Genomic DNA, 25,348 nt, shown 5'->3' with positions numbered 1-25,348 from the left:
GGAGCCCCCGATGCCCTTCGTTCGCATTTCTCTCCGCAGAGGCAAGTCGCCGGAGTATCTTACGGCACTCGCCGACACCATCCAGCGCGCCCTGGTCGAAACCTTCGACGTGCCGGAAAACGACCGCTTTCAGGCCATCCATCAGCATGATGAAAACGAGCTGATCTTCGACAGCAGCTATCTTGCCGGGCCGCGCTCAAACGATTTCGTCTATATCTCGATCACCATCGGCCGGCCCCGCACGGTCGAGATGAAGGCGGCGCTCTATCGGCGGCTCGCCGATCTGCTGGCGCAGTCACCGGGCCTCCGGCCCGAGGATGTGATGATCGTCATCAGCACTAGTGCCCCGGAAGACTGGTGCTTCGGCAACGGCATCGCCCAGATGACCGACCCCGATTGGCGGCTGCGGGCGGCCGGAGGCCAACGATGAGCGCTTTGAACCCGAAGGCCATGACGGTCAGCCGCCCCGGAAGGGCGGTGCGCTCGCCGGAGGGTGTCGCCACGGCGCCTTTCTGGGTCGAGATGCTGCTCGAAGGCAGCGCCGATGGCGAAAACACGGCCATGCGCGCCACACTCGATCCCGGGACCATCACCCGCTGGCATACGCACCCTCGAGGCCAGTTGCTCTATGTGCTTTCGGGTTATGGGCTGGCGCAGAGCGAGGGTGGTCCCGTCGCGGAACTGCGCGCCGGCGACGCCGTCTGGTTTGCGGCTGGCGAGCGTCACTGGCATGGCGCGGCCCATGACAGTCCCTTCGGCTATCTCAGCATTCAGGCAACGGAAAACGGCAGCATCGTCGAATGGCTGCAGCCGGTGGAGGCACGATCATGATCGCCATGCAATACAGCTTCACCCTGCCCGCCGATTACGACATGTCGATCATCGACCGCCGAATCCGCGACAAGGGACCGCTGCTCGACGGCTTTCCCAATCTCGGCTTCAAGGCCTATCTCAGCGCCCGCCATGGCGAATTCGCCAGCCCCGACAATCTTTATGCGCCCTTCTACCTCTGGCAAAAGCCGGAAGGGGCAAGCGACTTCCTCTGCGGCCCCGCTTTCCAAACGCTCGCCGGCGCCTTCGGTTGGCCGCAGGTAAAAACCTGGATCGTCTGGCAGGCGGAAATCTCGCCCGATATTGCCGCAGCCAGGTTTGCCACACGCGAAGTCCTACAAATGGACCCTCACGCACCGCTTGCCGATATTCGCGACGCCGAAAGCGCTGAGGCTGAAGCAGAGGTTCGGGCAGGCGCCCTCGCCTCCATCCGCGGTTTCGAGCCGACGACATGGACACGGGTGCGCTTCAGGCTATGGCGAGAGATCCCCGAGAGCGCTGAGCACATGCAGGCCTATCGCGTCGGCCACCTATCCCTGCCTTAAGCCTGACCTTAAACGGTGGCCCGGCGATAGAAGGCGAGCGAGCCGGCAAGCGCCAGCAGCGCGCCGCCGCAGGCGCGCTCCAGCCATAGGGCGCCCGAGGTTTTCAGGAAACGCACCGCCTGCGAGCCGAAGAAGGCGTAGCCGAACATGATGAAGAAATCGAGCACGGCAAAGGTGAGCGCGAGCAGCGCATATTGCGTTGCCTGCGGCAGCGCCGGATCGATGAACTGCGGCAGGAAGGCCGAGAAGAACAAATAGCCCTTCGGATTGGTCGCCGCGACCATGAAGCTCTTCAGCCCGATCGAGAAAGTCGACGTCGTCCCCGCCGGCGCACCTGCTTTCAACGCCGCATCGATCCCGCCCTTCGAGCGCAGCAGCATGATGCCGAGAAAGGCGAGATAGGCGGCACCGGCCCATTTCAGCATCGAGAACCAGAATTCCGATGCCGCCAGCAGCGCACCGAGCCCGACCGCCACAGCACCGATCAGCACGAAATCGGAGAGGACGGCCCCGATCATGCCGGCCATTGCCCGGCGCAGGCCATGCCGCGAACCGTTGGTCAGCGCCAGCAGCACTGTCGGGCCCGGCGTGGCGATACCGACAAAGGAAACGGCTGCAAAAGCCATAAGCGTAACGATATCCATGATGATCCCTCCGAACCTAGAGCATGTCTCGCAAAAGTGTGCAGCGGTTTTGCGATAAAGACATGGGCAAAAACAAAGACCTAAAGCGTGACAAGCGGATCTGAAAGATCGCGACGCGCTTTAGCGCTATAGGGGAGGAAACTTGCATGCACCGGCGCCCTTGGCAATGCCCCGGCCATCAACGAAAAAGCCCGCCGCTTCTTTGAGGCGACGGGCTTTCGAAGGGATGCGATCGGATCAGATGCCGCTCTGGCCGTCGGAACCGATATAGGCGATGCGGATCATATTCGTGGCGCCGGGTGTGCCGAGCGGCACGCCGGCCGAGATGATGATGCGGTCGCCGGGCTTGCCGAAGCCTTCGTCGGCGACGATGCGGCAGGCGCGGTTGACCATGTCGTCGAGATCGGTCGCGTCATGCGTGACGACGCAATGCAGGCCCCAGACGACGGCAAGACGGCGTGCCGTCTTGATGATCGGCGACAGCGCCAGGATTGGCACCTGCGGACGCTCACGTGAGGCGCGAAGGCCTGTCGTGCCCGACGAGGTGTAGCAGACGATCGCTGACAGCTTCAGCGTCTCGGCGATCTGGCGCGCAGCGAGCGAGATCGCATCGGCACCGGTCGCTTCCGGCTGGGCGCGCTGGGCATAGATGATGCCCGGATAATGCGGCTCGCGCTCGATGGCGGTGGCAATCGACGCCATGGTCGAAACGGCTTCGACCGGATAGTCCCCCGAGGCCGACTCGGCCGAGAGCATGACGGCATCGGCGCCTTCGAAGACGGCGGTTGCGACGTCGGAAACTTCCGCGCGCGTCGGCACCGGCGCCGAGATCATCGATTCCAGCATTTGCGTGGCGACGACCACCGGCTTGCCCGAACGGCGGCAGGCGCGGATCAACTGCTTCTGGATGCCGGGAACCGATTCGAGCGGCATTTCGACGCCGAGATCGCCGCGAGCAACCATCAATGCGTCGGAAAGCTCGATGATTTCCTCGATACGCTCGAGAGCCTGCGGCTTTTCGATTTTCGACATCAGGCCGACACGGCCGCGGGCAATCTTGCGCACTTCGGCAAGGTCGTCAGGACGCTGGACGAAGGACAGTGCCACCCAGTCGACATCGTCAGTGGCAAGCACGGCGTCGAGATCGGCGCGGTCCTTGTCCGTCAGCGCGCCGACGCCGAGTAGCGTGTCGGGAAGGCTGACGCCCTTGCGGTCAGAAATGCGCGTGCCCGAAATAACGGTGGTAACGATGCTCTTGCCGTCGCATTTTTCAGCGCGCAACGCGAGCTTACCGTCGTCAATCAGCAGGCGATGGCCAGGCTGCACCGATTCCAGGATCTCGGGGTGCGGCAGATAGACGCGGTTCTGGTCGCCGAGCGCTTCGTTGTTGTCGAGCGTGAAGGTCTGGCCGGGTTTCAGGTCGACCTTGCTGTCGACGAACTTGCCGACTCGCAGTTTCGGTCCCTGCAGGTCGGCGAGAATGCCGATCGGCCGGCCGGAGCGCGCCTCGACCGAGCGGATGCGCTGGATGAGCGTACGCATCACGTCGTGGCTCGCATGGCTCATATTGATGCGGAAGACATCGGCGCCGGCCTGATGCAGCTTCTCGATCATCGATTCCTCAGCGGAGGCGGGCCCGAGGGTGGCGAGGATTTTAATTTTGCGATTACGCTTCATCAATTCTGGCTTTCTTGCGTCCCTGGGGTGTCGGAGAGTTGAACCATCCAGCTGCCCTGGCGGCCCGTGTCATATTCCTTGAAACCCATCTTCTGGTAACCGCGGGCATAACAATCCTGCACACCCGAGATCTTGAACTCGTTTTCCGCCACGCACATCTGCACGTCCCCCGTCCATCGTCCTCCCCGGGCGGCGTCCTCTGCGTAGAGGTAATAATAACGCGATTGCAATTCTCCCTCGATCAACACGGCGCAGGTCGTTGCCGGCACCTGCCACCAGCCTTCCGTCATCCAGCCGTCCTTGGCCCGATAGCCGATCGCCACGCCGACGAGATTTTGCGTTCCGTTGCAGACGCGAAAATCGGCGCGCGCGGCATCTGCGATGAAGAACGGCATAAAGGCTGCAAGAGCAAACAGAGCGAGACGGACCAGCGGTCCGGACCGCGTGAGGAAACTTGGCGCGGCTTGGATCAACACGGCTCCCAAATAGCTCCACGGTTATTCGTATGCTTGTCTTCTTGCGCCGCCATCAAGCGAAAGTCAACGCAATGCTAATCGATTATATTTCCTTTCACAAACCGCCCGTCGAGGGTCTGGCTCAACCTCTGTCCGCCTGCGGCGCTTGAACCTGGCGCGGACGCATGCGATCACTGCCCGACTGCGCAATGACGAACGGCAATTCCTGATGGACGACTTCCAATCCTTCGAAATCCTATCCGGCAAACATGACAAAGGCATGGTGATCCTTGCAGATCACGCGATGAACCGCCTTCCCGCACACTATGGCCGGCTCGGCCTACCGGACGCGGCCTTCATCCGGCACATCGCCTATGACATCGGCATCGAGGGCCTGACGCGGCAGCTTTCGGAAAGCCTCGGCGTACCCGCGGTGCTCGGCGGCTTCTCGCGCCTGCTGATCGACCCGAACCGCGGCGAAGACGATCCGACCCTGATCATGAAAATCTCCGACGGCGCCGTCATATCCGGCAATCATCCGATCACGCCGCAGGAGTGGGAGAACCGCATCGAAACCTTCCATCGCCCCTATCACCACGCCGTCGCCGCAACGATCGACAGGGTGGCGAACGCCACCGGGAAGGCGCCGCTGGTGCTGTCGCTGCACTCCTTCACGCCCGCCTGGAAAGGTATTCCCCGCCCCTGGCACGCCGCCGTGCTTTGGGACAGCGATCACCGCGCCGTCGGCCCGCTACTGGACATGCTGCGCGCCGATCCCGATCTTATCGTCGGCGACAACGAACCCTATGATGGCGCACTGAAGGGCGATACCATGTACCGCCACTGCATGATCACCGGCATTCCGCATGCGCTGCTCGAAGTCCGTCAGGACCTGATTGCAGACGAGGCCGGCATAGCGGCATGGGCCGAGCGCCTCGCGCCGATCTTTGCGGCAATGAACGCTGATCCCGCCTTGCACGAATACGACGTCCACGTCTCGCGCACAGGCCCCTATTGAAAGGAGAGCGAGATGACCGCGCTCAGCAAACAACAGCAGACCGAATTCGAGGCCGCCGCATTCCGCCGCCTTGTCGCGCATCTTCGCGAGCGCAGCGACGTGCAGAATATCGACCTGATGAACCTCGCCGGCTTTTGCCGCAACTGCCTGTCGAACTGGTATCGCGAGGCAGCCGAGGCCGACGGCGCGCCCGTCACCAAAGACGAATCGCGCGAGATGGTCTACGGCATGCCCTACGAGGACTGGAAAAAACTCCACCAGAACGAGGCCTCACCTGTGCAAAAGGCTGCTTTTGAACTGAACAACCCAAACAAATAGCCTGGCCGACCCCGAACAGGCTTGACCGTGACGCCGCTTCGCGGCAGTCACGTGCCTTCGAATTGATCATCCCCAATCAGGAGAACACGATGTCTGATGCTCATGGCGTCGCCCGCGACCAGCTTCGCGCTTTCATCGAGCGCATTGAACGGCTGGAAGAAGAAAAGAAGACCATCGCCGACGACATCAAGGACGTCTATGGCGAAGCCAAGGGAATGGGCTTCGATACCAAGATTCTGAAGAAGGTCGTGGCGCTGCGCAAGAAGGACGAGCAGGAGCGCATGGAAGAGGAAGCGATCCTCGACACCTACCTGCACGCACTCGGCATGATCGAGTCGCCGCCGGAAGGCTGATCCGCCCTTCATTGCTGATATGTCGACAAGCCGCCGGACCGCCCGGCGGCTTTTCTTTTGCCCAATGCATGTCGCCCGGAAGTGTGCAGCGGTTCCGGGATAACGATATGCATCAAAACAAAGAGCTGAAGCGCGTCGAATGAATCAAGTTTGCTGCGACGCGCTTTAGGCTGCACAGCCATAATGGCTGTCCGCCGCTGGTCGAAGCAGCCAAAAAGGAAAACCGCCGGATCGCCCCGACGGTTTTCGATATTTCATGATGGCCGGCTCAGTTTGTGTTGAACTTGCGCACTTCCATGAAGTTAACAGCCGTGCCACTGAAGCGGGCCGGGTCGACCGAAGCGGTCTTGACGTTGAAACCTTCGGTATAAACGGTAGTCGGCTGCGCGCGCATCGTCTGGCTAACGAAACGTGGCGCCTTCACCTGCTTGGAGGCCATTTCCAGACGGGCATTGGTCAGCGCCCACTGCGAAATCATCTTCTGCGTCAGCTTCGGCTCGGTGCGAACCGTCGCGCGGCTGGCGTCCGCCGCGGCGGCTTCCTTGTGCGTCGGGCGGCCGCCCTTGGTGGGCAGGCCCTGCGCCACGGCGTTTTCGGCGGCCGGTTCATCAAAGCCGTCGCCGAAGCTTGCCGATTTGGTCATCGGCGCCAAGGCTGCGAGCTCAAGCGGCGGTTTTGCGGCAGGCGCCTTTTGCGTCATCGCGGCGTTGATCGCCTGCTCCACCGTCATCTCAGGCGCATGCGCGGCGATCTGGTTTTCCCCACCCTTATTCTGCTGGTCGAGCGCATCGGCGACGGCGGGAGACAGTCCGCCGTCCTGATCGGCCTCGTCGGCCTCTGCTTCCGGATCGGCATTGGCCGCAGCCAGAAGGTTCTCGGCGACGGCAGGGCGTTCGACCGGCGTCGGAACCGGCATTCCGGTCAGCATGGCAGGATCGGTCGATGCGAGCTCAGCATCGCCCGGTGCGCGGCGCTGGCCGAGTAGTGAGGGGACCGGAATGCTATAGGCGCTGAGATCGGCGAATTGCTGCGGCTGGGTCTGATCGGCCGGAAGCGCTGCGACGAGGGCCTGTTGCGCGGCATTACCCGAAGGCGGTGCGACGAGCGCACTCGCCACGTCGCTGCCGGCCGGCTGATTGCTGAATGCCGGGCGAACCTGCGGCACCGGCGCGTTCAGATCGGCGACTTCGGTCTGCTGCGGCTCGGCAGGAGCAGGCTCCGGCGCAGCCTTCGGCGGCGTTGCCTTGGCGACGGCCACAGGCGTCGAATCGTCCGAATCGTCTTCCTGCTCGTCCGCTCCGCCGCCAAACAGCGCAGCAAACAGCGTCTTATGCTTCGGCGCCGATTCGGAAGCGCTGGCGATTTCGATCTGCGTACCGCTGACGCGGCGCTTATAGTCGGCCATTGCCTGCTGATAGCCGGGCAGCGGCTTGCCGTCAGCCGGGATATGAATGGTGTTGCCGTTCGGGAAAAGCCGGACCAATTCGTCGCGGCTCATGCGCGGCCAAGCGCGGACGCCGCCGACATCCATATGCACGAAGGGCGAGCCCGATTTCGGATAGAAGCCGACGCCGCCGACCTGCATTTTCATGCCGATCCCGCGCAATGTCGCAAGCTTGACGTCCGGAATGAAGAAGTCCATCGCCTTGCCGAGCATATGCTGGCTCTTTTCGGCAACGCCCGAGTTGCGCGAGCGGCCGCGGAGCATCTCGTTGGTACCCGGTGAACGGAAACCGCAGACGACGTTAATATAATCCCGCGAACCGCTCTGGCGATAAACTTCCCAGATCAGGTCGAACAGGCGCGGGTCCATCTTCGTCGGCTGGTTCTTGCGCCAGTCGCGCAGGAAGCGGTTCAGCTGCTCCAGACCCTTGGGATCGAACTTGCCGTTGCGCTTGTACGTGATGACGGCTTTTTCGCCGGTATGGATGAAATAAAGCTTGAGGCTGCGGGTGTCGCCCGCTGCCTCGGAAGGTGTACTAACGAATACCGGTGAGGAAACCGCGAGCGCAAGAAGGGCGGCCGCTGCCGTCCTTGCTGCCTTTCCGCAGATGTCGGCGCACAACATACGCCAGCTCAAGCGCGAAGGCTTGGAATTCCCATTCAGATTCGGCAACTCGATCCCCGTCAGACAGACAATGTCCCGTACTGTCTCAGATGACTGTCAAATGCGGTCACACGATGGCAAAAATGCCACACATGATCAACCTTTTCTTTACATAGTGAACGAGCCACTAACAAGTGGTTTATGATCAGTAACAAATCGTGGTTGCCTTAGTCTTAATAAAAAGCGCTTAAGCCGCATCTTTCTGGGGATTATCGGGGTCTATGCCGTAATCTTTGAGCTTGCGATAAAGTGTGGACCGGCCGATGCCAAGTTTGCGCGCCACTTGACTCATCTGCCCGCGATAGAATTTGAGCGCGAATCGGATGAGCTCCTCCTCGACATCGGCAAGCCTGCGCACATCGCCGGCCGGATTGACGCTGGCGATCGCGTTTTCGGAGACTTCGGACAGACGGTGGTGCACCTCTCCCGAGATCGACGCCCTGAACTCCTCCCCATAGCTGTCGTCGGGATCGAGGCCGGTATTGTCGGCGACCAGCGCCAGGTGATCCACGACTTCGTATTCCGGAAGCTGGGCGGCGATCTGCGGGAAGTCCCCTTCCGTCAGCTCCGGCCCTTCGGCCAGAACGACTGCGCGGAAGATCGCATTTTCGAGCTGGCGGATGTTGCCCGGCCAGTCATAGGCGGTCAGCAGCGCCAGTGCGCCGGCGTTGACCGTCATGCGGCGGCCATTCTTCTGCTCGCTGGAGAAGCGTTCGGCAAAGACGCGCACCAGATGCGGAATATCTTCCTTGCGCTTGCGCAGCGCCGGGATGGTGATCGGGAAGACGTTGAGGCGATAGTAGAGATCCTCGCGGAAATGGCCGTTCTTGACCTCCTCGATCAGATCCTTGTTCGTCGCGGAGATCAGCCGGACATTGACCTTATGCGCGGTCCGCGCACCGACGGTCTCGATCTCGCCCTGCTGCACGGCGCGCAACAGCTTCACCTGCACCTCGAGCGGCAGGTCGCCGATCTCGTCGAGGAAGATGGTGCCGCCGTCGGCTTCCATGAATTTGCCGATATGGCGCTCGGTCGCGCCTGTGAACGCGCCCTTCTCGTGGCCGAACAGAATGCTCTCGACGAGATTGTGCGGGATCGCTCCGCAATTGACCGTGACGAAGGGTTTGTTCGCGCGGTCGCCGCCGGACTGGATGGCACGCGCCACCAGTTCCTTGCCGACGCCGGATTCACCTTCGAGCACGACCGGAATGTTGGACTGCGCCGCCCGCTGGGCGAGATCGATGACGCGGATCATCGCCGGGCTTGCCGAGACGATGTCGTCGAAGCCGACCGAGCCCGACCGCGACCGGCGTCCGGCCCGCGCCTTCACCTCGCGCTGATCGAGCTTCATCGCATTCGAGATCGATGTGGCGATGCGTTCGGGAGAAACCGGCTTGACGACGAAATCGAAGGCGCCGGCGCGCATCGCCTGCACCACGGTCTCGATGCCGCCCTGGCCGGTCTGAACGATGACCGGGATCTGCGTGCCGAATTCATGAAGTGCGTCGAGGAATTCGAGGCCGGTCATCTCCGGCATCATCAGATCGAGCACGATGACGTTGAAAAGGCCGCTGTCGCGTTTGACCATTTCCAGGCCGATGCGGCCGTTTTCCGCCTGGTGCACGACATGGCCGTGACGCTCGATTGCGTTCTTGAGCAGGCGGCGCTGCACGGGGTCGTCCTCGACCACGAGAATTTGCCCTGCTCCCTTGAGCTCATTGTAACCGGTCATTGTCGCCTCACTTCATGCGAAACCATGAAGCGCACTCTGACAGAAAGGCTTGAACATCCTGTTTTGAGAAATAATTGCATTTTAACGATTGGAACGGGTCGTTTTCGTACCGAAGCGAGGCCTTTCATGCGCCGAAAGGCCCTTGATGCGGCGCCTTCTCACGCTTATTCAAACAGACCTGTTATGAAAGTGGAGAGGAATTGCCCCATGAAAATCGAGCTCCCGCACGCCCGCCTTCTTTTGTCGGCAGCAGCGCCAGCCGGGGCAGCCAATCCGGCGCTCGGCGATCTGCCGGTCTGGAAGCTGCAGGATCTTTATCCCTCCGCCACCTCGACCGCCTTTGTCGCCGACATGGAAAAGGCCGGCAAGGCTGCTATCGCCTTTGAGGAGAAGTGGAAGGGCAAACTCGCCGAGGCCGCGACGAAGACCGGCACTGAGGGCATCGGCGCGGCGCTGAAGGAATATGAGGCGCTGGACGATATCATGGGCCGCCTCGGTTCCTTCGCCGGCCTTACCTATTTCTCCGACACCACCGATCCGGCAAACGGCAAGCTCTACGGCGACGTGCAGACCAAGATCACCGAATTTTCCGGGCACCTGCTGTTTTTCGCACTCGAACTCAACCGCATCGATGACGCGGTGATCGATGCGAGCATGGCCAACGACCCCGCCGCCGGCCACTATCGCCCCTGGTTGGTCGACCTCAGGAAAGACAAGCCTTACCAGCTCGACGACCGGCTGGAACAGCTCTTCCTCGAAAAGTCGATGACATCGGCCGCCGCCTTCAATCGCCTCTTCGACGAAACCATGGCCGAACTGCGCTATGAGATCGATGGCGAAAAAGTGCCGCTCGAAGTGGCGCTGAACATGCTGCAGGAGAAGGATCCGGACGTCCGCCGCAAGGCGGCCATGGCGCTTGCGGCAACCTTCAAGGCCAATATCCGCATCTTCACGCTGATCACCAATACGCTTGCGAAGGACAAGGATATTTCCGACCGCTGGCGTGGCTTCGAGGATATCGCCGACTCCCGGCATCTCGCAAACCGTGTCGAGCGCGAGGTCGTCGATGCGCTGGCCGCGGCCGTCCGCGAAGCCTATCCCCGCCTTTCGCACCGCTATTACAAGATGAAGGCGAAATGGCTCGGCATGGAGCAGATGAATTTCTGGGACCGCAACGCGCCGCTGCCGGAAACCTCCAGCGCCGTTATTCCCTGGCCCGAGGCGAAGGACACGGTGCTTTCGGCCTATGGCAATTTCGCCCCCGAGATGGCTGATATCGCCAGGCGCTTCTTCGACGAACAATGGATCGATGCACCCGTCCGCCCCGGCAAGGCGCCCGGCGCCTTCGCCCATCCGACGGTTCCCTCGGCCCACCCCTATGTGCTCGTCAACTATATGGGCAAGCCGCGCGACGTGATGACGCTTGCCCATGAACTCGGGCACGGCGTGCACCAGGTTCTCGCCGGCGCGCAAGGGGCGCTGATGTGCCAGACGCCGCTGACACTTGCCGAAACGGCGTCGGTCTTCGGCGAGATGCTGACCTTCCGCGCGCTTCTGGAAAAGACCAGCGACAAGCGCGAGCGCAAGGCGATGCTCGCCCAGAAGGTCGAGGACATGATCAATACGGTCGTCCGCCAGATCGCCTTCTATGAGTTCGAGCGCAAGCTGCACACCGCCCGCAAGGCAGGGGAACTCACAGCCGACGACATCGGCGAACTCTGGCTCTCCGTCCAGTCGGAAAGCCTCGGGCCGGCGATCAGCATTTCGGAAGGCTATGAGACCTATTGGGCCTATATCCCCCACTTCATCCACTCGCCCTTCTATGTCTATGCCTATGCCTTCGGCGATTGCCTGGTGAATTCGCTCTACGCCGTCTACCAGAAGGCCGAGACCGGCTTCCAGGAGAAGTATTTCGAACTGCTGAGGGCCGGCGGCACCAAGCATCATTCGGAACTTTTGAAGCCCTTCGGCCTGGACGCCACCGATCCGTCGTTCTGGAGCCAGGGCCTGTCGATGATCGAGGGGCTAATCGATGAGTTGGAGGCTTTGGATAGGGCGTAAGGCTCGGCCAGACTTGAAACGAACGAGTGTCGTTGTGAGTTATCAGGCCGCATTCTGCAACGTCCACGAGGAACCATGACAGCAGCCCCCTCTGCCTCATTCCTGTCCTCGGGCTTGACCCGAGGGATGTCACAGGAATCCAGCGCGCCCAAGTCATTGGGCGCGGGAGGCTCTTTGTCTGTCGGAAGTGAGTCATTCACGGCGCAGACGCGCCGTGGCTGGATTCCTGTGACAAGCACAGGAATGAGGGAAGTGGGTGTTGCTGCAGTCTTCGCATCGCCAGCCATGTCAAAGCCCAGAACCGTCGCAAGCATCGGATAACCAAGCAAGATGCGGCGCAATCATGTCTGACCCCTATATTCTCTTCCGCGACGACACATCAGGCCAGGTGATGCTTTTCACCGAACCGGCAGAGATCATCGTCGCGCGAACGCGCGACGAATTCTTTGCCGGCCTTCTCAGGATGGAAGAGGCCAAGGCCGAGGGCAAATGGCTTGCCGGCTACATGGCCTACGAGGCCGGATATCTGTTCGAGGAGAAACTCGCCTCCTTCGCCAACGAGAACCGCGAAACCCCGCTCCTCTCCTTCGGCGTCTTCGATGCTCCGAAGCCGGACACATACCCGCTTGCCCAAGTGAAACAGCGTCTCGAAAACGAGGAATTCATCACCGCCCCGAAGGCCGCCTGGGATTTCCCTCTATATAAAGAGCGCTTCGACCGCCTGCATGAGCATCTGCGGCTCGGCGACGCCTATCAAGCGAACCTCACCATGCCGGTCGAGGCCCGCTGGAACGGCGATCCCCGTGCCGCCTTCTGGTCGCTGATCGAACGCCAGCCGGTCAAATACGGCGCGCTGGTCGATCTCGGCGGTCCGCTCATCCTGTCGCGTTCACCGGAACTCTTCTTCCGCACAGATGAGGAGGGCTGGATCGAGACCCATCCGATGAAGGGCACGGCGAAACGCGGCGCCACTGCCGCCGAAGATGCCGAAATCGTCGAAGCCATGCGCCGCGATATCAAGACGCAGGCGGAAAACCGCATGATCGTCGATCTCTTGCGCAACGATATCTCCCGTATCACCGAAGTCGGCACGCTCGATGTGCCGAAGCTCTTCGACATCGAGACCTATCCGACCGTCCACCAGATGGTCAGCCATGTGCAAGCAAGGCTGCGCCCCGGCCTTTCGATCCGCGACATCTTTGCCGCCCTCTTTCCCTGCGGCTCGATCACCGGCGCGCCGAAGATGCGGGCGATGGAAATCCTGCACGCGCTCGAGAATGCTCCCCGCGACGCCTATTGCGGTGCGATCGGCATGATCTCGCCAAGCGGTGCCATGCGCTTTTCCGTCGCCATCCGCACCATCACGCTTTTTGACGGCGGCAGGGCCGTCTTCAACGTCGGCGGCGGCATCGTCTTTGATTCCACAGCCGAGGCCGAATATGAGGAATGCCTGCTCAAGGCCCGCTTCGCCGTCGGCGACCAGTGGATTGCGCGATGATCGATTTTTCGCTGATCGAAACGCTGCGCTGGCAGCCCGGCGACGGCTTCATCCGCCTGCGGCTGCATCTCGCCCGGCTTTCCCGCTCCGCCCGTCGCCTCGGCTTCCAGCAACCGATCGATGCGGTGGCCAGGCTTGACGCAGCCGTTGCAAATGCCGCGGGTCCGCTGCGCGTCCGCCTGACCTTCGACGCCCAAGGCCGCATCGAGGTGACAAGCGCGGCTTTCGTCCCGCTGGCGCCCGACACCAACTGGACCGTCCGCATCGCCGAGACCCGTCTCGACTCCACCGACAAGCTGCTGCGTTTCAAGACGACGCGACGCGCCGTCTACGAGGCCGCGCGCGCCGAATATACCTCTGCCGAGGCCGATGACGTCATCCTCTTGAACGAACGCGGCGAAGTCTGCGAGGGTACCATCACCTCCATCTTCCTCGACGACGGGAACGGCATGCTGCGCACCCCGCCGACTTCTTGCGGCCTGCTCGCCGGCGTGCTGCGCACCGAACTCATCTGCGCGCGCAAGGCTCGTGTCGGCCGCCTCACCCTTGCCGATCTCGATGCAGGCACGCTTTATACCGGCAACTCGCTGCGCGGCCTGATCCGCGCCGACCTTCTGAGGAACTGACCATGTTCATTCTCTCCCTCACCTATCTCAAATCCAACGACGAAGCCGACAAGCACATGGAGCCGCATATGGCCTGGGTGAAGGAGGGTTATGCCAAGGGCTGGTTCCTCGCCTCTGGCCGCAAGGTGCCGCGCACCGGCGGCGCGATCCTCGCAATCGGCGACCGCGCCGCAATCGAGACCTATGTCGCCGCCGATCCCTTCACCCTCCACGGCGTCGCCGAATACGACATCACCGAGCTTGCCGTGACGACGACGGTCGCAGGACTGGAAATCCTCAAACGCTGATTTTGCAAAAGGCCGGTCAGATGACCTCGCCGACCTCTCGCCCGCCCGATATTTGAGCTTTCCCCCTCAACACTCTTTATTGTGACGCCGATTTGTGGTTAGAGCCGGTCACCTCGCAATTTCTGCGGCAATTTCAAAAGAATTCTTCAGGCTGAACGCCTTCGTCCTCTTCCACAGGAGAAAAGAATGACGGAACAGAACTATCCGGTATATGCCGAAATTACCGGTCCGATCGTGATGATCGGCTTTGGCTCCATCGGCCGCGGCACCCTGCCCCTGATCGAGCGCCACTTCAAATTCGACAAGAGCCGGATGGTCGTCATCGACCCGCGCGAAGAGCCCTCCGACATGGAGATCCTCAAGAAGCACGGCGTCCGCCACATCAAGGAATATGTCACCAAGGACAATTACAAGGAGCTGCTGAAGCCGCTCTTGACCGAAGGCGAAGGCCAGGGTTTCTGCGTCAACCTCTCGGTCGACACCTCCTCGCTCGACCTTATCAAGCTCTGCCGCAAGCATGACGTGCTCTACGTCGACACCGTCGTCGAACCCTGGCTCGGCTTCTATTTCGATAAGGGCATGAGCAATGCCGACCGCACTAACTATGCGCTGCGCGAAACCGTGCGCAAGGAAAAGGCAAAGAACCCGGGCGGCGCCACCGCCGTTTCCACCTGCGGCGCCAATCCGGGCATGGTCTCCTGGTTCGTCAAGCAGGCGCTCGTCAACCTCGCCAACGACACCGGCCTAAAGTTCGACGAACCGGACCAGCACGATCGCGAAGGCTGGGCCAAGCTGATGAAGAAGCTTGGCGTCAAGGGCGTCCACATCGCCGAGCGCGACACCCAGCGCACCAAGCACCCGAAGCCGCTCAACGTCTTCTGGAACACCTGGTCGGTCGAAGGCTTCATCTCCGAAGGCATGCAGCCGGCCGAACTTGGCTGGGGCACGCATGAAGAGTGGATGCCGAAGAACGCCAAGAAGCACAAGAAGGGCAACAAGGCGGCGATCTATCTGGAGCAGCCGGGCGCCAACACCCGCGTGCGCACCTGGTGCCCGACACCCGGCCCGCAATATGGCTTCCTCGTTACCCATAACGAGTCGATCTCGATCGCCGACTACTTCACGGTTCGCGACAAGGACGGCGAAGTGACCTTCCGCCCGACCTGCCATTATGCCTACCATCCGGCCAACGACGCCGTGCTCTCGCTGCATGAAATGTTCGGCAATGGCGGCACGCCGCAGCCGGTCCATCACGTTCTCGATGAAGACGAGCTGGAGGACGGCATCGACGAACTCGGCGTCCTGCTCTACGGCCACGAGAAGAACGCCTACTGGTTTGGCTCGCGTCTGTCGCTTGAGGAAACGCGCCGCATCGCGCCTTATCAGAACGCCACCGGCCTGCAGGTCACATCAGCCGTTCTCGCCGGCATGGTCTGGGCTCTGGAAAACCCGAAGGCCGGCATCGTCGAAGCCGACGAGATCGACTACAAGCGCTGCCTCGAAGTGCAGATGCCTTATCTCGGCCCGGTCGAGGGGCATTACACCGACTGGACCCCGCTCGATGGCCGCCCGGGCCTCTTCCCTGAGGATATCGACACCAAGGATCCGTGGCAGTTCAGGAACATTCTCGTTCGCTGAGATCGCTCGCGCGAGTTTGAAGATGCCCGCCGCAAGGCGGGCATTTTTGTAACGCCTGCTGTCTAAATGCCGCCCAGCACCCCGCCAAGGCTTGCCTTCGCGGCGGGCGCGCGCCATGTTTTGCCCGAACTTGGCGGGTGACCGCCACGCCGAATCGCCGGGAGAAGCCTTATGAAAATCAGAACTGGTCTCGTTCTTGTCGGTGCCGCCGCCGCGCTTGCCGCCTGCGTTTCGCCAGAGCCGCGCAGCCTGCCGGTTGCAACAGCACCGGCCGCCACCGGCGTCGAAGGCAACTGGAGCGATCCGAACGGCATCGTCTCCACCTTCCAGGGCGGTAGCTTCACCACCCGCACGACCGACAGTAACCAGCTTCTTGCCTCGGGCACCTATATCAATACCTCGCCGACCTTGGTCGAGATCAACATGACCTCGCTAGTGCGCAAGACCCAGTCCAAGGTCAATTGCGCCCTCGTCAACCCAAGCCAGCTCAATTGCACCTCCGATTCCGGCGCGCAGTTCACACTTTCCCGCCGAGGCTGAAGATAAGGCGATAGGCTAAGCACACCATGCGCGCCCTCGCCGTTTACCTCGCCCTGCTGCTCGCGCTGCCGCTTGCGACGCTTGCCATCCTTTTTCCGGCCAACGTCTATCGTGCCCAGGGCATCGCCGCTCTCGATTGCGACGGACCGGGCCAGGTGCTGATGTTGGCCGTGCCGACAATATTGATCTATGGCGCCGGCGCGCTCTTTGCCTATCGGGCTGGTCGGCGCTTTCACCGCCTCGTTTTTCTTCTTTGTCTGGTCATCGCCCTCGCCACCGTTCTGAATATCGCGGAGGCCGTGCACGAACTCTATCGAAACGCCGCCGACGGCGAATGCCTGTAGTAGCCAGCCGCTTTTTTGCCCCGCCCCCTTGGAAAGCGCCCGGCCTGGCCCAGCTTTCTCTTGCGGTCGTCCATCGTCTGATGGAACATCCGCAGGCCGGGAACCGCCCCGGCGGATTAGGAAGGGATCGGCGAGGATCAGGGGGATCTCTCGCCTCAATCAGGAGAACAGGGATGACGAAGTCTTTCAGCTTCGGTCTTTTGACCGCGTCCATGCTGGCGCTTAGCACGGGCGCCGCTTTTGCGGATTACGAACTCAATATTCTTCATATCAACGATTTCCATTCGCGCATCGAATCGATCAACAAGTTCGACTCCACCTGCTCAGCCGAGGAAGAAGGCAAGAAGGAATGCTTCGGGGGTGCTGCCCGCCTGAAGACCGCGATCGACCAGCGCCGCCAGGCGCTCTCCGGCAAGAATGTCCTCCTGCTGAATGCCGGCGACAATTTCCAGGGCTCGCTGTTCTACACGACCTATAAAGGCGCGGCCGAAGCCGAATTCCTCAACCTGATGAAGTTCGACGCCATGACCGTCGGCAACCATGAATTCGACGACAGCGAGGACGGGCTTGCGACCTTCCTCGACAAGGTGCAGTTCCCTGTCGTCACCGCGAACGTCAAGGCGGCCGCCGCCTCCAAGCTCGGCGACCGCATCAAGCCCTCGCTGGTGCTCGATGTCGGCAGCCAGAAGATCGGCATCGTCGGCGCCGTCACCAATGACACGGCCGAACTGTCATCCCCCGGCCCGAACGTCACCATCGCCGACGACGTCCAGGCGATCACCTCGGCCGTTCAGGATCTGAAGGGCCAGGGCGTCAACAAGATCATCGCGCTGACCCATGTCGGCTACCCCCGCGATCTCGCCTTGATCGCCAAGATCCCGGATGTCGACGTCGTTGTCGGCGGCCACTCCCATAGTCTGCTTTCGAACACCGACCCCAAAGCCGAGGGCCCCTATCCGACGATGGTCGACAATCCGGGCGGCTACAAGGTGCCGGTCGTCCAGGCAGCTTCCTACAGCAAGTATCTCGGCGATCTCGTCGTCAATTTCGACGATAGCGGCGTCGTCAAGGATGCCAAGGGCGATCCGATCCTGATCGATTCCAGCTTCACGCCCGATCCCGCCGTCGTTGCCCGCATCGCGGAACTCGCCAAACCGATCGAGGAACTGCGCAAGAAGGTCATCGGCTCCTCCGAAGCCCCGATCGACGGCGACCGCAAGGTCTGCCGCGTCAAGGAATGCTCGATGGGCAATCTGGTGGCCGATGCCATGCTCGACCGCACGAAGAACCAGGGTGTTGCTATCGCTTTCCAGAACGGTGGCGGCCTGCGCGCGTCGATCGACGGCGGTGAGGTCACCCAGGGTGAAGTCATCACCGTCCTGCCCTTCCAGAATACGCTCGCCACTTTCGAGGCCACCGGCGCGGATATCGTCAAGGCGCTCGAAAACGGCGTCAGCCAAATCGATCAGGGCGCCGGCCGCTTCCCGCAGGTCGCCGGCCTGAAATTCTCCTTCGACCAGTCCAAGCCTGTCGGCAGCCGCGTTAGCGATGTCCAGGTGAAGGAGGGCGACAACTTCGCTCCGATCGACCAAGCCAAGACTTACAAAGTCGCCACCAACAACTTCATGCGGGCCGGCGGCGACGGCTATTCGATCTTCAAGGAAGGCAAGAACGCCTATGATTTCGGTCCGGATCTTGCCGACGTGACTGCCGAATATCTGGCAGCCCACTCGCCGTATAAGCCCTATACCGACGGCCGCGTCACCGAAAACGGTGCGGCTGTTGCGCAGGCACCGGCTGCCGAACCGGCCGCTCCAGCACCGGCGACGCCGGCAGCCCCCGCACCGACCACCGAACCTGCTCCCGCCCCCGCTGCACCTGCAGCACCGGCACCAGCCACCGAGCCTGCCCCGGCGGCCCCAGCAACGCCAGCAACACCCGCGCCCGCTGCGGAACCCGCACCGGCAGCCTCCGCGCCTGCCGAAACGACGCCTTCGACCCATGTCATCGCCGCGGGCGACACCTTCTGGGATCTGGCCGTGACCTTCTATGGCGACGGCACGCTGTGGCGGAAGCTTTCGGAGGCCAACGGCAGTCCGAACCCGCGTCACTTGGCGGTCGGCAAAGAGATCGAGGTTCCCGCCAAGTAGACGATTTGTCCCGATTTCCACGGCCGGCCCGGGCTTTCCCGGGCCGGTTTTTCTTTCTATAGGGTGAACCACGATTTCGGGGCTGCGTATGAGCCGACGAGACAAAAGAGCGTTGGGACCAGAATGACAGCAGATACTTCACTCCGCCCGGCAGACCATCCGGCCGTCAAGTCAGGCAAGGTCGGCGTCCTGCTGGTGAATCTCGGCACGCCCGATGGCACCGATTACACGTCGATGCGCCGCTATCTCCGGGAGTTCCTGACCGATCGCCGCGTCATCGAATGGTCGCCCTGGAAGTGGTATCCGATCCTATTCGGCATCGTGCTCAACACCCGCCCGCAGAAGGTCGGCAAGGCCTATGAGCTGATCTGGAACAAGGAGAAGAACGAAAGTTATCTCCGCACCTATACGCGCAACCAGTCCGAGCTGATGGCCGAGCGCCTGAAGGACCTGGCGACGGTCAAAGTGGATTGGGCGATGCGCTACGGCACGCCGTCGATCGCCTCGCGCATCGAGGCGCTGAAGCAGGAAGGCTGCGACCGTATCGTGCTCTTCCCGCTTTATCCGCAATATGCGGCGGCAACGACCGCCACCGTCAACGACAAGGCGTTCCAGAAGCTGCTTTCAATGCGCTGGCAGCCGGCATTGCGCACCGTGCCCGACTATCATGACGACGAGACCTATATCGAAGCGCTCGCAAACTCCGTCGAAAGGCATCTTGCGACGCTCGACTGGAAACCGGACATGTTGCTTGCTTCCTTCCACGGCATTCCGATGTCCTATTTCAAGCAGGGCGATCCCTATTACTGTCAATGCCAGAAGACCGGCCGGCTGCTGCGCGAGCGGCTGGGGCTGACGAAGGAAAATTTCATGGTTACCTTCCAGTCCCGCTTCGGGCCGGAGGAATGGCTGCAACCCTATACCGACAAGACGGTAGAGAAGCTCGCCCAGGACGGCGTCAAGCGCATCGCCGTCATCAATCCGGGCTTCGTCTCCGACTGTCTGGAAACGCTGGAAGAGATCGCCGAACAGGCGGCCCATTCCTTCCACGAGAATGGCGGCGAGAAGTTCGCACATATCCCCTGCCTCAACGACGGCGAGGACGGCATGAAGGTGCTGGAAAAGGTCGTCCGCCGCGAATTGCAGGGCTGGATCTGAGAGATCCCACCCTGAAAAATCCGCCCTGACTCATCCTTCTTTTCCTTGGAGACGGGACCTTCGTGGGTCATTTCTTCCTCGCAAAGAACATGCTACCTCACCACATCAGTTGTGAGGCGCGCATGCATGCGCCGATAGGAGGAATTCATGCTGTTCGGCGGCTTCGACATCGTCGTGATCGTGCTGGTCATCTTCGTCATCCTGGTACTCTTTGCCGGGATCAAGACCGTGCCGCAGGGCTATCGCTATACGATCGAGCGCTTCGGCCGCTACACCCGCACACTGGAGCCGGGCCTCAACCTCATCACCCCCTTCATCGAGCGTGTCGGCGCCCGGATGAACGTGATGGAGCAGGTGCTGAACGTGCCGACCCAGGAGGTGATCACCAAGGACAATGCCTCGGTTTCGGCCGATGCCGTCGCGTTCTATCAAGTGTTGAACGCTGCCCAATCCGCCTATCAGGTCGCCAATCTTGAAAACGCCATTCTCAATCTGACCATGACCAATATTCGCTCGGTCATGGGCTCGATGGATCTCGACGAACTGCTTTCCAACCGCGATGCGATCAACGACCGGTTGCTGCGCGTCGTCGACGAGGCCGTGCAGCCCTGGGGCATCAAGGTCACCCGCGTCGAAATCAAGGACATCCAGCCGCCGCGCGACCTCGTCGATGCGATGGCCCGGCAGATGAAGGCCGAGCGCGAAAAACGCGCGCAGGTACTGGAAGCCGAAGGCTCACGCAACGCACAGATCCTCAGGGCCGAAGGCGCCAAGCAATCCGCCATTCTCCAGGCCGAAGGCCAGCGCGAGGCCGCCTTCCGCAATGCTGAGGCCCGGGAGCGCCTGGCCGAGGCCGAAGCCAAGGCGACGAAGATGGTTTCCGAAGCGATTGCCGCCGGCGACATTCAGGCAATCAACTATTTCGTCGCGCAAAAATACACCGAGGCACTCACCTCGATCGGTTCGGCATCCAATTCCAAGATCGTGATGATGCCGATGGAAGCCTCTTCCATCCTGAGCTCGCTCGGCGGCATCGGCGCCATCGCCCGCGAAGTGTTCGGCGATGCCGGCAACAGCCCGGCAACGCCGCCACCCGTGCCGCGTCCCCGCCCGGCGCCGGTGCGCTCGACGCCGCCGATCAACCCGTCGACCCCCAATCCTTTCAATCCCGATCAGGAGCGCTAAGCCATGCTGGCGAAGATCGTCGCCGAACTTGGTGCATGGAGTTGGTGGGTCGCAGGCTTGGTGCTGCTCGCCGCGGAAATGATCGTGCCAGGCTTCTTCCTGGTCTGGATCGGCCTTGCCGCCTTGATCGTCGGCGCGCTGTCGCTCATCTTCTGGGACAGCGCTTTCTGGGTCTGGGAACTGCAGGCGATCCTTTTTGCGCTGCTTGCCGTCGCCACGACCTTCGCCGGCCGCCGGCTGACGCTGCGCAATTCGACGACCGACGAGCCCTTCCTCAATCAGCGCGGCGCGAGCCTCGTCGGCCGCACGGCGACGCTGCACGAACCGATCCGCGAGGGCCGCGGCCGCATCCGCCTCGACGATACGCTATGGCAGGTGATGGGACCCGACCTGCCGGCGGGAACGCAGGTGAAGGTGGTGTCGAGCAACGGCCGCGACCTGACAGTCGAGCCCGTCTGATGGATCAGCTCTGATCAGATGACCCTGATCAGGCGACGCCGATCCGCAGCAGATCGTGGAAATGCACCAGTCCGACCGGCCTGTGGTCGTCGTCGATGACGATCAGCGCGCCGATGTGATGCTGGTTGAGCAGCGCCAGCGCAGCGGTCGCCAGCATCGTCGGCTTCACCGTCTTCGGCGTCCGCGTCATGATGTCGTCGACGGCAAGCTCTGAAAGATTGCGGGTCAGGTTGCGCGCCATGTCGCCTTCGGTGACGATGCCACAGAGCCGCCCATCCCCGTCAAGCACGCCGACGCAGCCGAAATGCTTGCGCGACAGCACCGTGATCGCCTCCGGCATCGCCGTGCCCTTGGCCACGAGCGGCAGCCGCTCGCCGGTATGCATGATATCCGCGACATGCATCAGGCTCGCACCCAGCTTGCCGCCGGGATGGAAAACGTGGAAATCCGTGGCGGTAAAGCCGCGCGCCTCCAACAGCGCCACGGCCAGCGCGTCGCCGATTGCAAGCTGCATAATAGCCGAAGTTGTTGGCGCCAAGCCATGCGGGCAAGCTTCCGTTTCTTTCGGCAGCTTCAACACAATATCCGCAGCTAGGCCGAGGCTCGATTCCTCGTCATAGGTAATGGCGATCAGTGGAATGGAAAAACGCCTGGAATAGGAGAGGATCGCCTTGAGTTCTTGCGCCTGCCCGCTCCACGAAACGGCGATGATTGCATCGCCTTGCCCGATCATGCCGAGATCGCCGTGGTTGGCCTCGGCCGCATGCACGAAGAATGCGGGCGTGCCCGTAGAAGCAAGGGTTGCAGCAATCTTAACGCCGATATGCCCGCTTTTGCCGACGCCGGTAACGATGACACGCCCGGAGATATCTCCGATGGTTTCGACGGCGCGGGTGAAAGGACCGGCCAATCCATTGTCGAAGGCCTGTTCGAGCGCTTCAAGGCCGCGTCTTTCGGTCTCTATCGTGCGTTTTGCTGATTCGAGCACGCTGTTTTCAACGAGGTTTATCGCTCTTCTGTTCATGAAGCTGCGTTAGACCTTTTCACTTTCCAAGTCCACCCCGCACTCTTTCCGAAATGTGAACGGCGCCCGCCGTCGGCAACGAATGATTAACCACGAGGCTTTACCTTTGGGTAAGAACCGAAAGCATGTCAGGCGCGAATTGCATGGGCCAGCCAAAACAGACGAGCAGTGTGACGCCGCTCCGCGCCATAAGCCGTGCCGTCTCTTTTGCTGCGTTCAGTGGCCTGCTTCTCAGCCAGACAGCAGCCCTGGCGCAGTCCGCTTCGCAACAGCCGTCAACGACGGCAAATAGCCGCTCTACGGTCTCTCAGGACAGCACCACGAACGCCGCCGCCGCTTTCGATGACGGCACCGACGATAGCGCCACGACGGCGGCAAACGGCACGACCGCAAACCCGGATGATACCGGCCAGAGGCCGGCCATACCGGATGCGCAGGCCGGCGACGACGTGACCGGCTCCATCCTCGATGAGGATATCCGCCGGCTGAACACCCGCGAAGCACCGATCGACGAAACGCTGCCGCGGCGGCGGGCTGCCGAAAGCGCCTCGACGGCCGAAACGCCGGGCATTCCAATCGGCACCTTCGTGCTCCGCCCGAGCGTCACCCAGAGCATCAACACCGAGACCACCAAGGACGGCACCACGCAACGGCGCGCCTTCCTCGAAACCGATGCAGCCGCGACGCTCACCTCCGACTGGGGCCGGCATCAGCTGACCGTCACTTCGGAAGGCGCCTGGCAGCGGAATATCAGCGGCGAGGGTGAGGAGCAGCCGTCCTTCAAAGTCAACGGTGACCTCCGGCTGGATCTTCCCGACGATACGGTCGCGCATCTCACCGCCGGTTACAATTTTTATCGCGAGGATACGGACGACCCGGATGCGATCGCCGACGCCACGCAGCAGTCAGACGTGCAGGAATTTTCGGCTGGCGCTTCCGTCCAACGCGATTTCGGCGTCCTGCGCGGCACGACGGCGCTGGCACTGACCCGCTCGATCTATTCCGACGCCACGCTTGCCAACGGCACGACCGTTGAGCTCAGCGACCGCAATCAGACGACCGGCACGCTGCGCGGCCGCGTCGGTTACGAGCTGTCCCCCGCACTCATCCCCTTCATCGAGGCGACGATCGGCCGGACCCTCTATGACGAGACGCGCGATTCGGCCGGTTACGAGCGTTCGGGCCACAGCTACGGCGCCAAGGCAGGCGTCGAGGTCGACCTCGGCGAAAAGCTGAAAGGTGAAGTCGGCGTCGGCTACGAAATGGCTGATTTCGAAGACAGCCGCCTGTCGTCGATCGATACCGCGACGCTCGATGCGAGCCTGCTCTGGTCCCCGATCCGCGGTACCGATGTCAATCTCGACCTGCAGACGAGCATCCAGCCCTCGACCACGGCGGGCGAAAGCGGCTATGTCTCGCATGCGCTGACGACAACGGTCACCCACCAGCTGCGCGACAACCTGGTTGGCACCATGATCGGCGGCGTGACGTGGCGCGACTATCCCACCGACAGCACCATCAACGACGAACTCGTCTATACCGCGGCGACCGGGCTGACCTGGAACATCAACCGCTATCTCGATTTGACCAGCACGCTCGGCTACGAGCTGACCGCGCGCAAGGAAGGCACCGATTCGCAGCAATGGCGCGCCGGCGTTGGTCTCAAGCTGAAACGCTAAGCCTGACGCCGAAAAGTGTGAGCGGTTTCGGCATCAGGCTACAACACTTGATAAAAAGCGCCGCGCATCCGATGGGAGGCGCGGCGCTCTAACATTGATACAATGTGCGGAAAACTTACCTCAGGCCGGCAAGCAATTCCTTGAAGCCGCCTTCGACGGTCGGGCGGATATCGGCGCGTTCAAGAGCGTAGGCGACGTTGGCCAGAATGAAGCCGTCCTTGGCGCCGCAGTCATAGGTCGTGCCGCGGAAGTGATAACCGGCGAAATCCTGTTCCTTCAGCAGCTTCAGCATGCCGTCGGTGAGCTGGATCTCATTGCCGGCGCCGCGCTCCTGGGTTTCGAGGATCCGAAAAATCTCCGGCTGCAGGATGTAGCGGCCGTTGATGAAGAAGTTGGAAGGCGCCGTTCCCTTGGCGGGCTTTTCCACCATGCCGGTGATTCGGAAGCCCTCGCCGATCGCTTCGCCGACACCGACGATGCCATATTTATGGGCCTGGTCGGGCGCACATTCTTCGACGGCGATGATATTGCCGCCGCTCTGGCCGTAAAGGTCGATCATGCCCTTCATGCAGCCCTTGTCGCCCTTCATGATCATATCGGGCAGCAGCAGCGCGAACGGCTCGTCGCCGACGATCTCGCGGGCGCACCAGACCGCGTGGCCGAGGCCGAGCGGCTCCTGCTGGCGGGTGAAGCTCACCGTGCCGGCCTTCGGCAATTGCTGGGCAAGAAGAGTGATCTCGGCCTTCTTGGCACGCTCCTTGAGCGTCTGCTCCAGCTCGAAATGGATGTCGAAATAATCTTCGATGACGTGCTTGTTGCGCCCGGTGACGAAAACCAGATGTTCGATCCCGGCCTCGATCGCCTCATCGACGACATATTGAATGATTGGCTTGTCGACGACGGTCAACATTTCCTTCGGAACAGCCTTTGTTGCAGGCAGGAATCGCGTTCCCAACCCGGCAACCGGAAATACTGCTTTACGAACTTTGTTGTGTTGAGCCACACCCGGCCTCCTGCTT

At 61.7% G+C, this 25,348-nt stretch carries 25 protein-coding genes; 18 read left to right on the top strand and 7 right to left on the bottom strand.

Going from position 1 to position 25,348, the window contains the following annotated elements; translation table 11 throughout:
• Positions 1-10: 10 nt before the first annotated feature.
• Genes FHX03_RS18980 through FHX03_RS18970 form a run of 3 tightly spaced genes read left to right on the top strand, consistent with a single transcriptional unit; the run spans position 11 to position 1,376 of the window.
• Positions 11-430: a tautomerase family protein gene (locus FHX03_RS18980; protein WP_183854967.1), complete on the top strand. Its 420-nt coding sequence runs from the start codon at positions 11-13 to the stop codon at positions 428-430.
• Positions 427-831: a cupin domain-containing protein gene (locus tag FHX03_RS18975; RefSeq protein WP_183854965.1), complete on the top strand. Its 405-nt coding sequence runs from the start codon at positions 427-429 to the stop codon at positions 829-831. The genes FHX03_RS18980 and FHX03_RS18975 overlap by 4 nt, the downstream gene beginning before the upstream one ends.
• Positions 828-1,376, top strand: a complete 549-nt coding sequence (locus tag FHX03_RS18970) for a DUF4865 family protein (protein WP_097628801.1) — start codon at positions 828-830, stop codon at positions 1,374-1,376. Before FHX03_RS18975 ends, FHX03_RS18970 begins: the two co-directional genes overlap by 4 nt.
• Before the next feature lie 8 nt (positions 1,377-1,384).
• Here the strand turns inward: FHX03_RS18970 and FHX03_RS18965 are convergent, their stop codons facing one another.
• The 3 genes from FHX03_RS18965 to FHX03_RS18955 all read right to left on the bottom strand — a co-directional run bounded on the left by FHX03_RS18965 (position 1,385) and on the right by FHX03_RS18955 (position 4,182).
• On the bottom strand, positions 1,385-2,020 hold the full coding sequence (locus tag FHX03_RS18965) for a LysE family translocator (protein ID WP_183854963.1): 636 nt from the start codon (positions 2,018-2,020) through the stop codon (positions 1,385-1,387).
• Positions 2,021-2,257: 237 nt separating this feature from the next.
• Positions 2,258-3,697 carry a pyruvate kinase gene (pyk, locus tag FHX03_RS18960; RefSeq protein WP_003585763.1) on the bottom strand — a complete coding sequence of 480 codons (1,440 nt, stop codon included), beginning with the start codon at positions 3,695-3,697 and terminating at the stop codon, positions 2,258-2,260.
• Positions 3,697-4,182: a DUF1036 domain-containing protein gene (locus FHX03_RS18955; RefSeq protein ID WP_088930282.1), complete on the bottom strand. Its 486-nt coding sequence runs from the start codon at positions 4,180-4,182 to the stop codon at positions 3,697-3,699. The genes pyk and FHX03_RS18955 overlap by 1 nt, the downstream gene beginning before the upstream one ends.
• Positions 4,183-4,381: 199 nt before the next feature.
• Here FHX03_RS18955 and FHX03_RS18950 point away from each other — a divergent pair, with 199 nt between their 5' ends.
• The 3 genes from FHX03_RS18950 (at position 4,382) to FHX03_RS18940 (ending at position 5,841) form a co-directional block, all read left to right on the top strand.
• Positions 4,382-5,170 carry an N-formylglutamate amidohydrolase gene (locus FHX03_RS18950; RefSeq protein WP_183854961.1) on the top strand — a complete coding sequence of 263 codons (789 nt, stop codon included), beginning with the start codon at positions 4,382-4,384 and terminating at the stop codon, positions 5,168-5,170.
• 12 nt (positions 5,171-5,182) lie between these two features.
• The gene (locus FHX03_RS18945) at positions 5,183-5,488 is read left to right on the top strand and encodes a DUF1244 domain-containing protein (RefSeq protein WP_097628768.1); all 306 of its coding nucleotides are present in this window, start codon (positions 5,183-5,185) and stop codon (positions 5,486-5,488) included.
• An 89-nt stretch (positions 5,489-5,577) separates the two neighbouring features.
• The gene (locus FHX03_RS18940; protein ID WP_003585771.1) at positions 5,578-5,841 is read left to right on the top strand and encodes a DUF2312 domain-containing protein; all 264 of its coding nucleotides are present in this window, start codon (positions 5,578-5,580) and stop codon (positions 5,839-5,841) included.
• 268 nt (positions 5,842-6,109) lie between these two features.
• On the opposite strand, the gene FHX03_RS18935 is transcribed toward FHX03_RS18940, so the two are convergent.
• Positions 6,110-7,957, bottom strand: coding sequence for a DUF882 domain-containing protein (locus FHX03_RS18935; protein WP_183854959.1), 1,848 nt, complete (start codon positions 7,955-7,957; stop codon positions 6,110-6,112).
• A 178-nt stretch (positions 7,958-8,135) separates the two neighbouring features.
• A complete protein-coding gene (locus FHX03_RS18930; protein ID WP_183778641.1) occupies positions 8,136-9,680 on the bottom strand; it encodes a sigma-54-dependent transcriptional regulator in 1,545 nt (514 codons plus the stop codon).
• Positions 9,681-9,887: 207 nt separating this feature from the next.
• Between FHX03_RS18930 and FHX03_RS18925 the strand changes: the two genes are divergently transcribed.
• The 11 genes from FHX03_RS18925 to FHX03_RS18875 all read left to right on the top strand — a co-directional run bounded on the left by FHX03_RS18925 (position 9,888) and on the right by FHX03_RS18875 (position 21,626).
• Complete coding sequence (locus FHX03_RS18925; protein ID WP_183854957.1) at positions 9,888-11,741, top strand: M3 family oligoendopeptidase; 1,854 nt, start codon at positions 9,888-9,890, stop codon at positions 11,739-11,741.
• Between the two features lie 343 nt (positions 11,742-12,084).
• Positions 12,085-13,239 carry an aminodeoxychorismate synthase component I gene (locus tag FHX03_RS18920; RefSeq protein WP_183854955.1) on the top strand — a complete coding sequence of 385 codons (1,155 nt, stop codon included), beginning with the start codon at positions 12,085-12,087 and terminating at the stop codon, positions 13,237-13,239.
• Positions 13,236-13,865, top strand: a complete 630-nt coding sequence (locus tag FHX03_RS18915; protein WP_097628763.1) for an aminotransferase class IV family protein — start codon at positions 13,236-13,238, stop codon at positions 13,863-13,865. The genes FHX03_RS18920 and FHX03_RS18915 overlap by 4 nt, the downstream gene beginning before the upstream one ends.
• 2 nt (positions 13,866-13,867) lie before the next feature.
• Positions 13,868-14,152: a YciI family protein gene (locus tag FHX03_RS18910; protein ID WP_183854953.1), complete on the top strand. Its 285-nt coding sequence runs from the start codon at positions 13,868-13,870 to the stop codon at positions 14,150-14,152.
• A gap of 186 nt (positions 14,153-14,338) precedes the next feature.
• Positions 14,339-15,790 carry a homospermidine synthase gene (locus FHX03_RS18905; protein WP_097628761.1) on the top strand — a complete coding sequence of 484 codons (1,452 nt, stop codon included), beginning with the start codon at positions 14,339-14,341 and terminating at the stop codon, positions 15,788-15,790.
• A 171-nt stretch (positions 15,791-15,961) separates the two neighbouring features.
• Positions 15,962-16,330, top strand: coding sequence for an outer membrane lipoprotein Omp10 (gene omp10, locus FHX03_RS18900; protein ID WP_071090891.1), 369 nt, complete (start codon positions 15,962-15,964; stop codon positions 16,328-16,330).
• A 26-nt stretch (positions 16,331-16,356) separates the two neighbouring features.
• Positions 16,357-16,674 carry a hypothetical protein gene (locus tag FHX03_RS18895; RefSeq protein ID WP_097628760.1) on the top strand — a complete coding sequence of 106 codons (318 nt, stop codon included), beginning with the start codon at positions 16,357-16,359 and terminating at the stop codon, positions 16,672-16,674.
• A gap of 173 nt (positions 16,675-16,847) precedes the next feature.
• Positions 16,848-18,824: a bifunctional metallophosphatase/5'-nucleotidase gene (locus tag FHX03_RS18890; protein ID WP_183854951.1), complete on the top strand. Its 1,977-nt coding sequence runs from the start codon at positions 16,848-16,850 to the stop codon at positions 18,822-18,824.
• A 123-nt stretch (positions 18,825-18,947) separates the two neighbouring features.
• The gene (hemH, locus tag FHX03_RS18885) at positions 18,948-19,982 is read left to right on the top strand and encodes a ferrochelatase (protein WP_097628758.1); all 1,035 of its coding nucleotides are present in this window, start codon (positions 18,948-18,950) and stop codon (positions 19,980-19,982) included.
• Positions 19,983-20,129: 147 nt separating this feature from the next.
• Entirely contained in the window at positions 20,130-21,167 is a 1,038-nt protein-coding gene (locus FHX03_RS18880; RefSeq protein ID WP_097628757.1) for an SPFH domain-containing protein, read from the top strand.
• 3 nt (positions 21,168-21,170) lie between these two features.
• Positions 21,171-21,626, top strand: a complete 456-nt coding sequence (locus FHX03_RS18875) for an NfeD family protein (protein ID WP_097628756.1) — start codon at positions 21,171-21,173, stop codon at positions 21,624-21,626.
• Between the two features lie 28 nt (positions 21,627-21,654).
• Here FHX03_RS18875 and FHX03_RS18870 read toward each other — a convergent pair whose 3' ends face one another.
• The gene (locus tag FHX03_RS18870; RefSeq protein ID WP_183854950.1) at positions 21,655-22,650 is read right to left on the bottom strand and encodes an SIS domain-containing protein; all 996 of its coding nucleotides are present in this window, start codon (positions 22,648-22,650) and stop codon (positions 21,655-21,657) included.
• Between the two features lie 143 nt (positions 22,651-22,793).
• Between FHX03_RS18870 and FHX03_RS18865 the strand changes: the two genes are divergently transcribed.
• A complete protein-coding gene (locus tag FHX03_RS18865) occupies positions 22,794-24,329 on the top strand; it encodes an outer membrane beta-barrel protein (RefSeq protein ID WP_183854948.1) in 1,536 nt (511 codons plus the stop codon).
• Positions 24,330-24,444: 115 nt separating this feature from the next.
• Here the strand turns inward: FHX03_RS18865 and galU are convergent, their stop codons facing one another.
• Positions 24,445-25,332: a UTP--glucose-1-phosphate uridylyltransferase GalU gene (galU, locus tag FHX03_RS18860; RefSeq protein ID WP_097628753.1), complete on the bottom strand. Its 888-nt coding sequence runs from the start codon at positions 25,330-25,332 to the stop codon at positions 24,445-24,447.
• Positions 25,333-25,348 lie beyond the last annotated feature (16 nt).

This window comes from Rhizobium sp. BK456, assembly GCF_014194045.1.
Classification (GTDB): Bacteria; Pseudomonadota; Alphaproteobacteria; order Rhizobiales; family Rhizobiaceae; genus Rhizobium; species Rhizobium redzepovicii.
The sequence above is the reverse complement of the archived record's forward strand: the minus strand, read 5'-3'. Positions and strand labels throughout refer to the sequence as shown.

Excerpts from the sequence above, each read along its gene's own strand:
- FHX03_RS18980 (WP_183854967.1), top strand. The coding sequence starts at position 11 with ATGCCCTTCGTTCGCATTTCTCTCCGCAGAGGCAAGTCGCCGGAGTAT.
- FHX03_RS18975 (WP_183854965.1), top strand. The coding sequence starts at position 427 with ATGAGCGCTTTGAACCCGAAGGCCATGACGGTCAGCCGCCCCGGAAGG.
- FHX03_RS18970 (WP_097628801.1), top strand. The coding sequence starts at position 828 with ATGATCGCCATGCAATACAGCTTCACCCTGCCCGCCGATTACGACATG.
- FHX03_RS18965 (WP_183854963.1), bottom strand. The coding sequence starts at position 2,020 with ATGGATATCGTTACGCTTATGGCTTTTGCAGCCGTTTCCTTTGTCGGT.
- pyk (WP_003585763.1), bottom strand. The coding sequence starts at position 3,697 with ATGAAGCGTAATCGCAAAATTAAAATCCTCGCCACCCTCGGGCCCGCC.
- FHX03_RS18950 (WP_183854961.1), top strand. The coding sequence starts at position 4,382 with ATGGACGACTTCCAATCCTTCGAAATCCTATCCGGCAAACATGACAAA.
- FHX03_RS18945 (WP_097628768.1), top strand. The coding sequence starts at position 5,183 with ATGACCGCGCTCAGCAAACAACAGCAGACCGAATTCGAGGCCGCCGCA.
- FHX03_RS18940 (WP_003585771.1), top strand. The coding sequence starts at position 5,578 with ATGTCTGATGCTCATGGCGTCGCCCGCGACCAGCTTCGCGCTTTCATC.
- FHX03_RS18930 (WP_183778641.1), bottom strand. The coding sequence starts at position 9,680 with ATGACCGGTTACAATGAGCTCAAGGGAGCAGGGCAAATTCTCGTGGTC.
- FHX03_RS18925 (WP_183854957.1), top strand. The coding sequence starts at position 9,888 with ATGAAAATCGAGCTCCCGCACGCCCGCCTTCTTTTGTCGGCAGCAGCG.
- FHX03_RS18920 (WP_183854955.1), top strand. The coding sequence starts at position 12,085 with ATGTCTGACCCCTATATTCTCTTCCGCGACGACACATCAGGCCAGGTG.
- FHX03_RS18915 (WP_097628763.1), top strand. The coding sequence starts at position 13,236 with ATGATCGATTTTTCGCTGATCGAAACGCTGCGCTGGCAGCCCGGCGAC.
- FHX03_RS18910 (WP_183854953.1), top strand. The coding sequence starts at position 13,868 with ATGTTCATTCTCTCCCTCACCTATCTCAAATCCAACGACGAAGCCGAC.
- FHX03_RS18905 (WP_097628761.1), top strand. The coding sequence starts at position 14,339 with ATGACGGAACAGAACTATCCGGTATATGCCGAAATTACCGGTCCGATC.
- omp10 (WP_071090891.1), top strand. The coding sequence starts at position 15,962 with ATGAAAATCAGAACTGGTCTCGTTCTTGTCGGTGCCGCCGCCGCGCTT.
- FHX03_RS18895 (WP_097628760.1), top strand. The coding sequence starts at position 16,357 with ATGCGCGCCCTCGCCGTTTACCTCGCCCTGCTGCTCGCGCTGCCGCTT.
- FHX03_RS18890 (WP_183854951.1), top strand. The coding sequence starts at position 16,848 with ATGACGAAGTCTTTCAGCTTCGGTCTTTTGACCGCGTCCATGCTGGCG.
- hemH (WP_097628758.1), top strand. The coding sequence starts at position 18,948 with ATGACAGCAGATACTTCACTCCGCCCGGCAGACCATCCGGCCGTCAAG.
- FHX03_RS18880 (WP_097628757.1), top strand. The coding sequence starts at position 20,130 with ATGCTGTTCGGCGGCTTCGACATCGTCGTGATCGTGCTGGTCATCTTC.
- FHX03_RS18875 (WP_097628756.1), top strand. The coding sequence starts at position 21,171 with ATGCTGGCGAAGATCGTCGCCGAACTTGGTGCATGGAGTTGGTGGGTC.
- FHX03_RS18870 (WP_183854950.1), bottom strand. The coding sequence starts at position 22,650 with ATGAACAGAAGAGCGATAAACCTCGTTGAAAACAGCGTGCTCGAATCA.
- FHX03_RS18865 (WP_183854948.1), top strand. The coding sequence starts at position 22,794 with ATGGGCCAGCCAAAACAGACGAGCAGTGTGACGCCGCTCCGCGCCATA.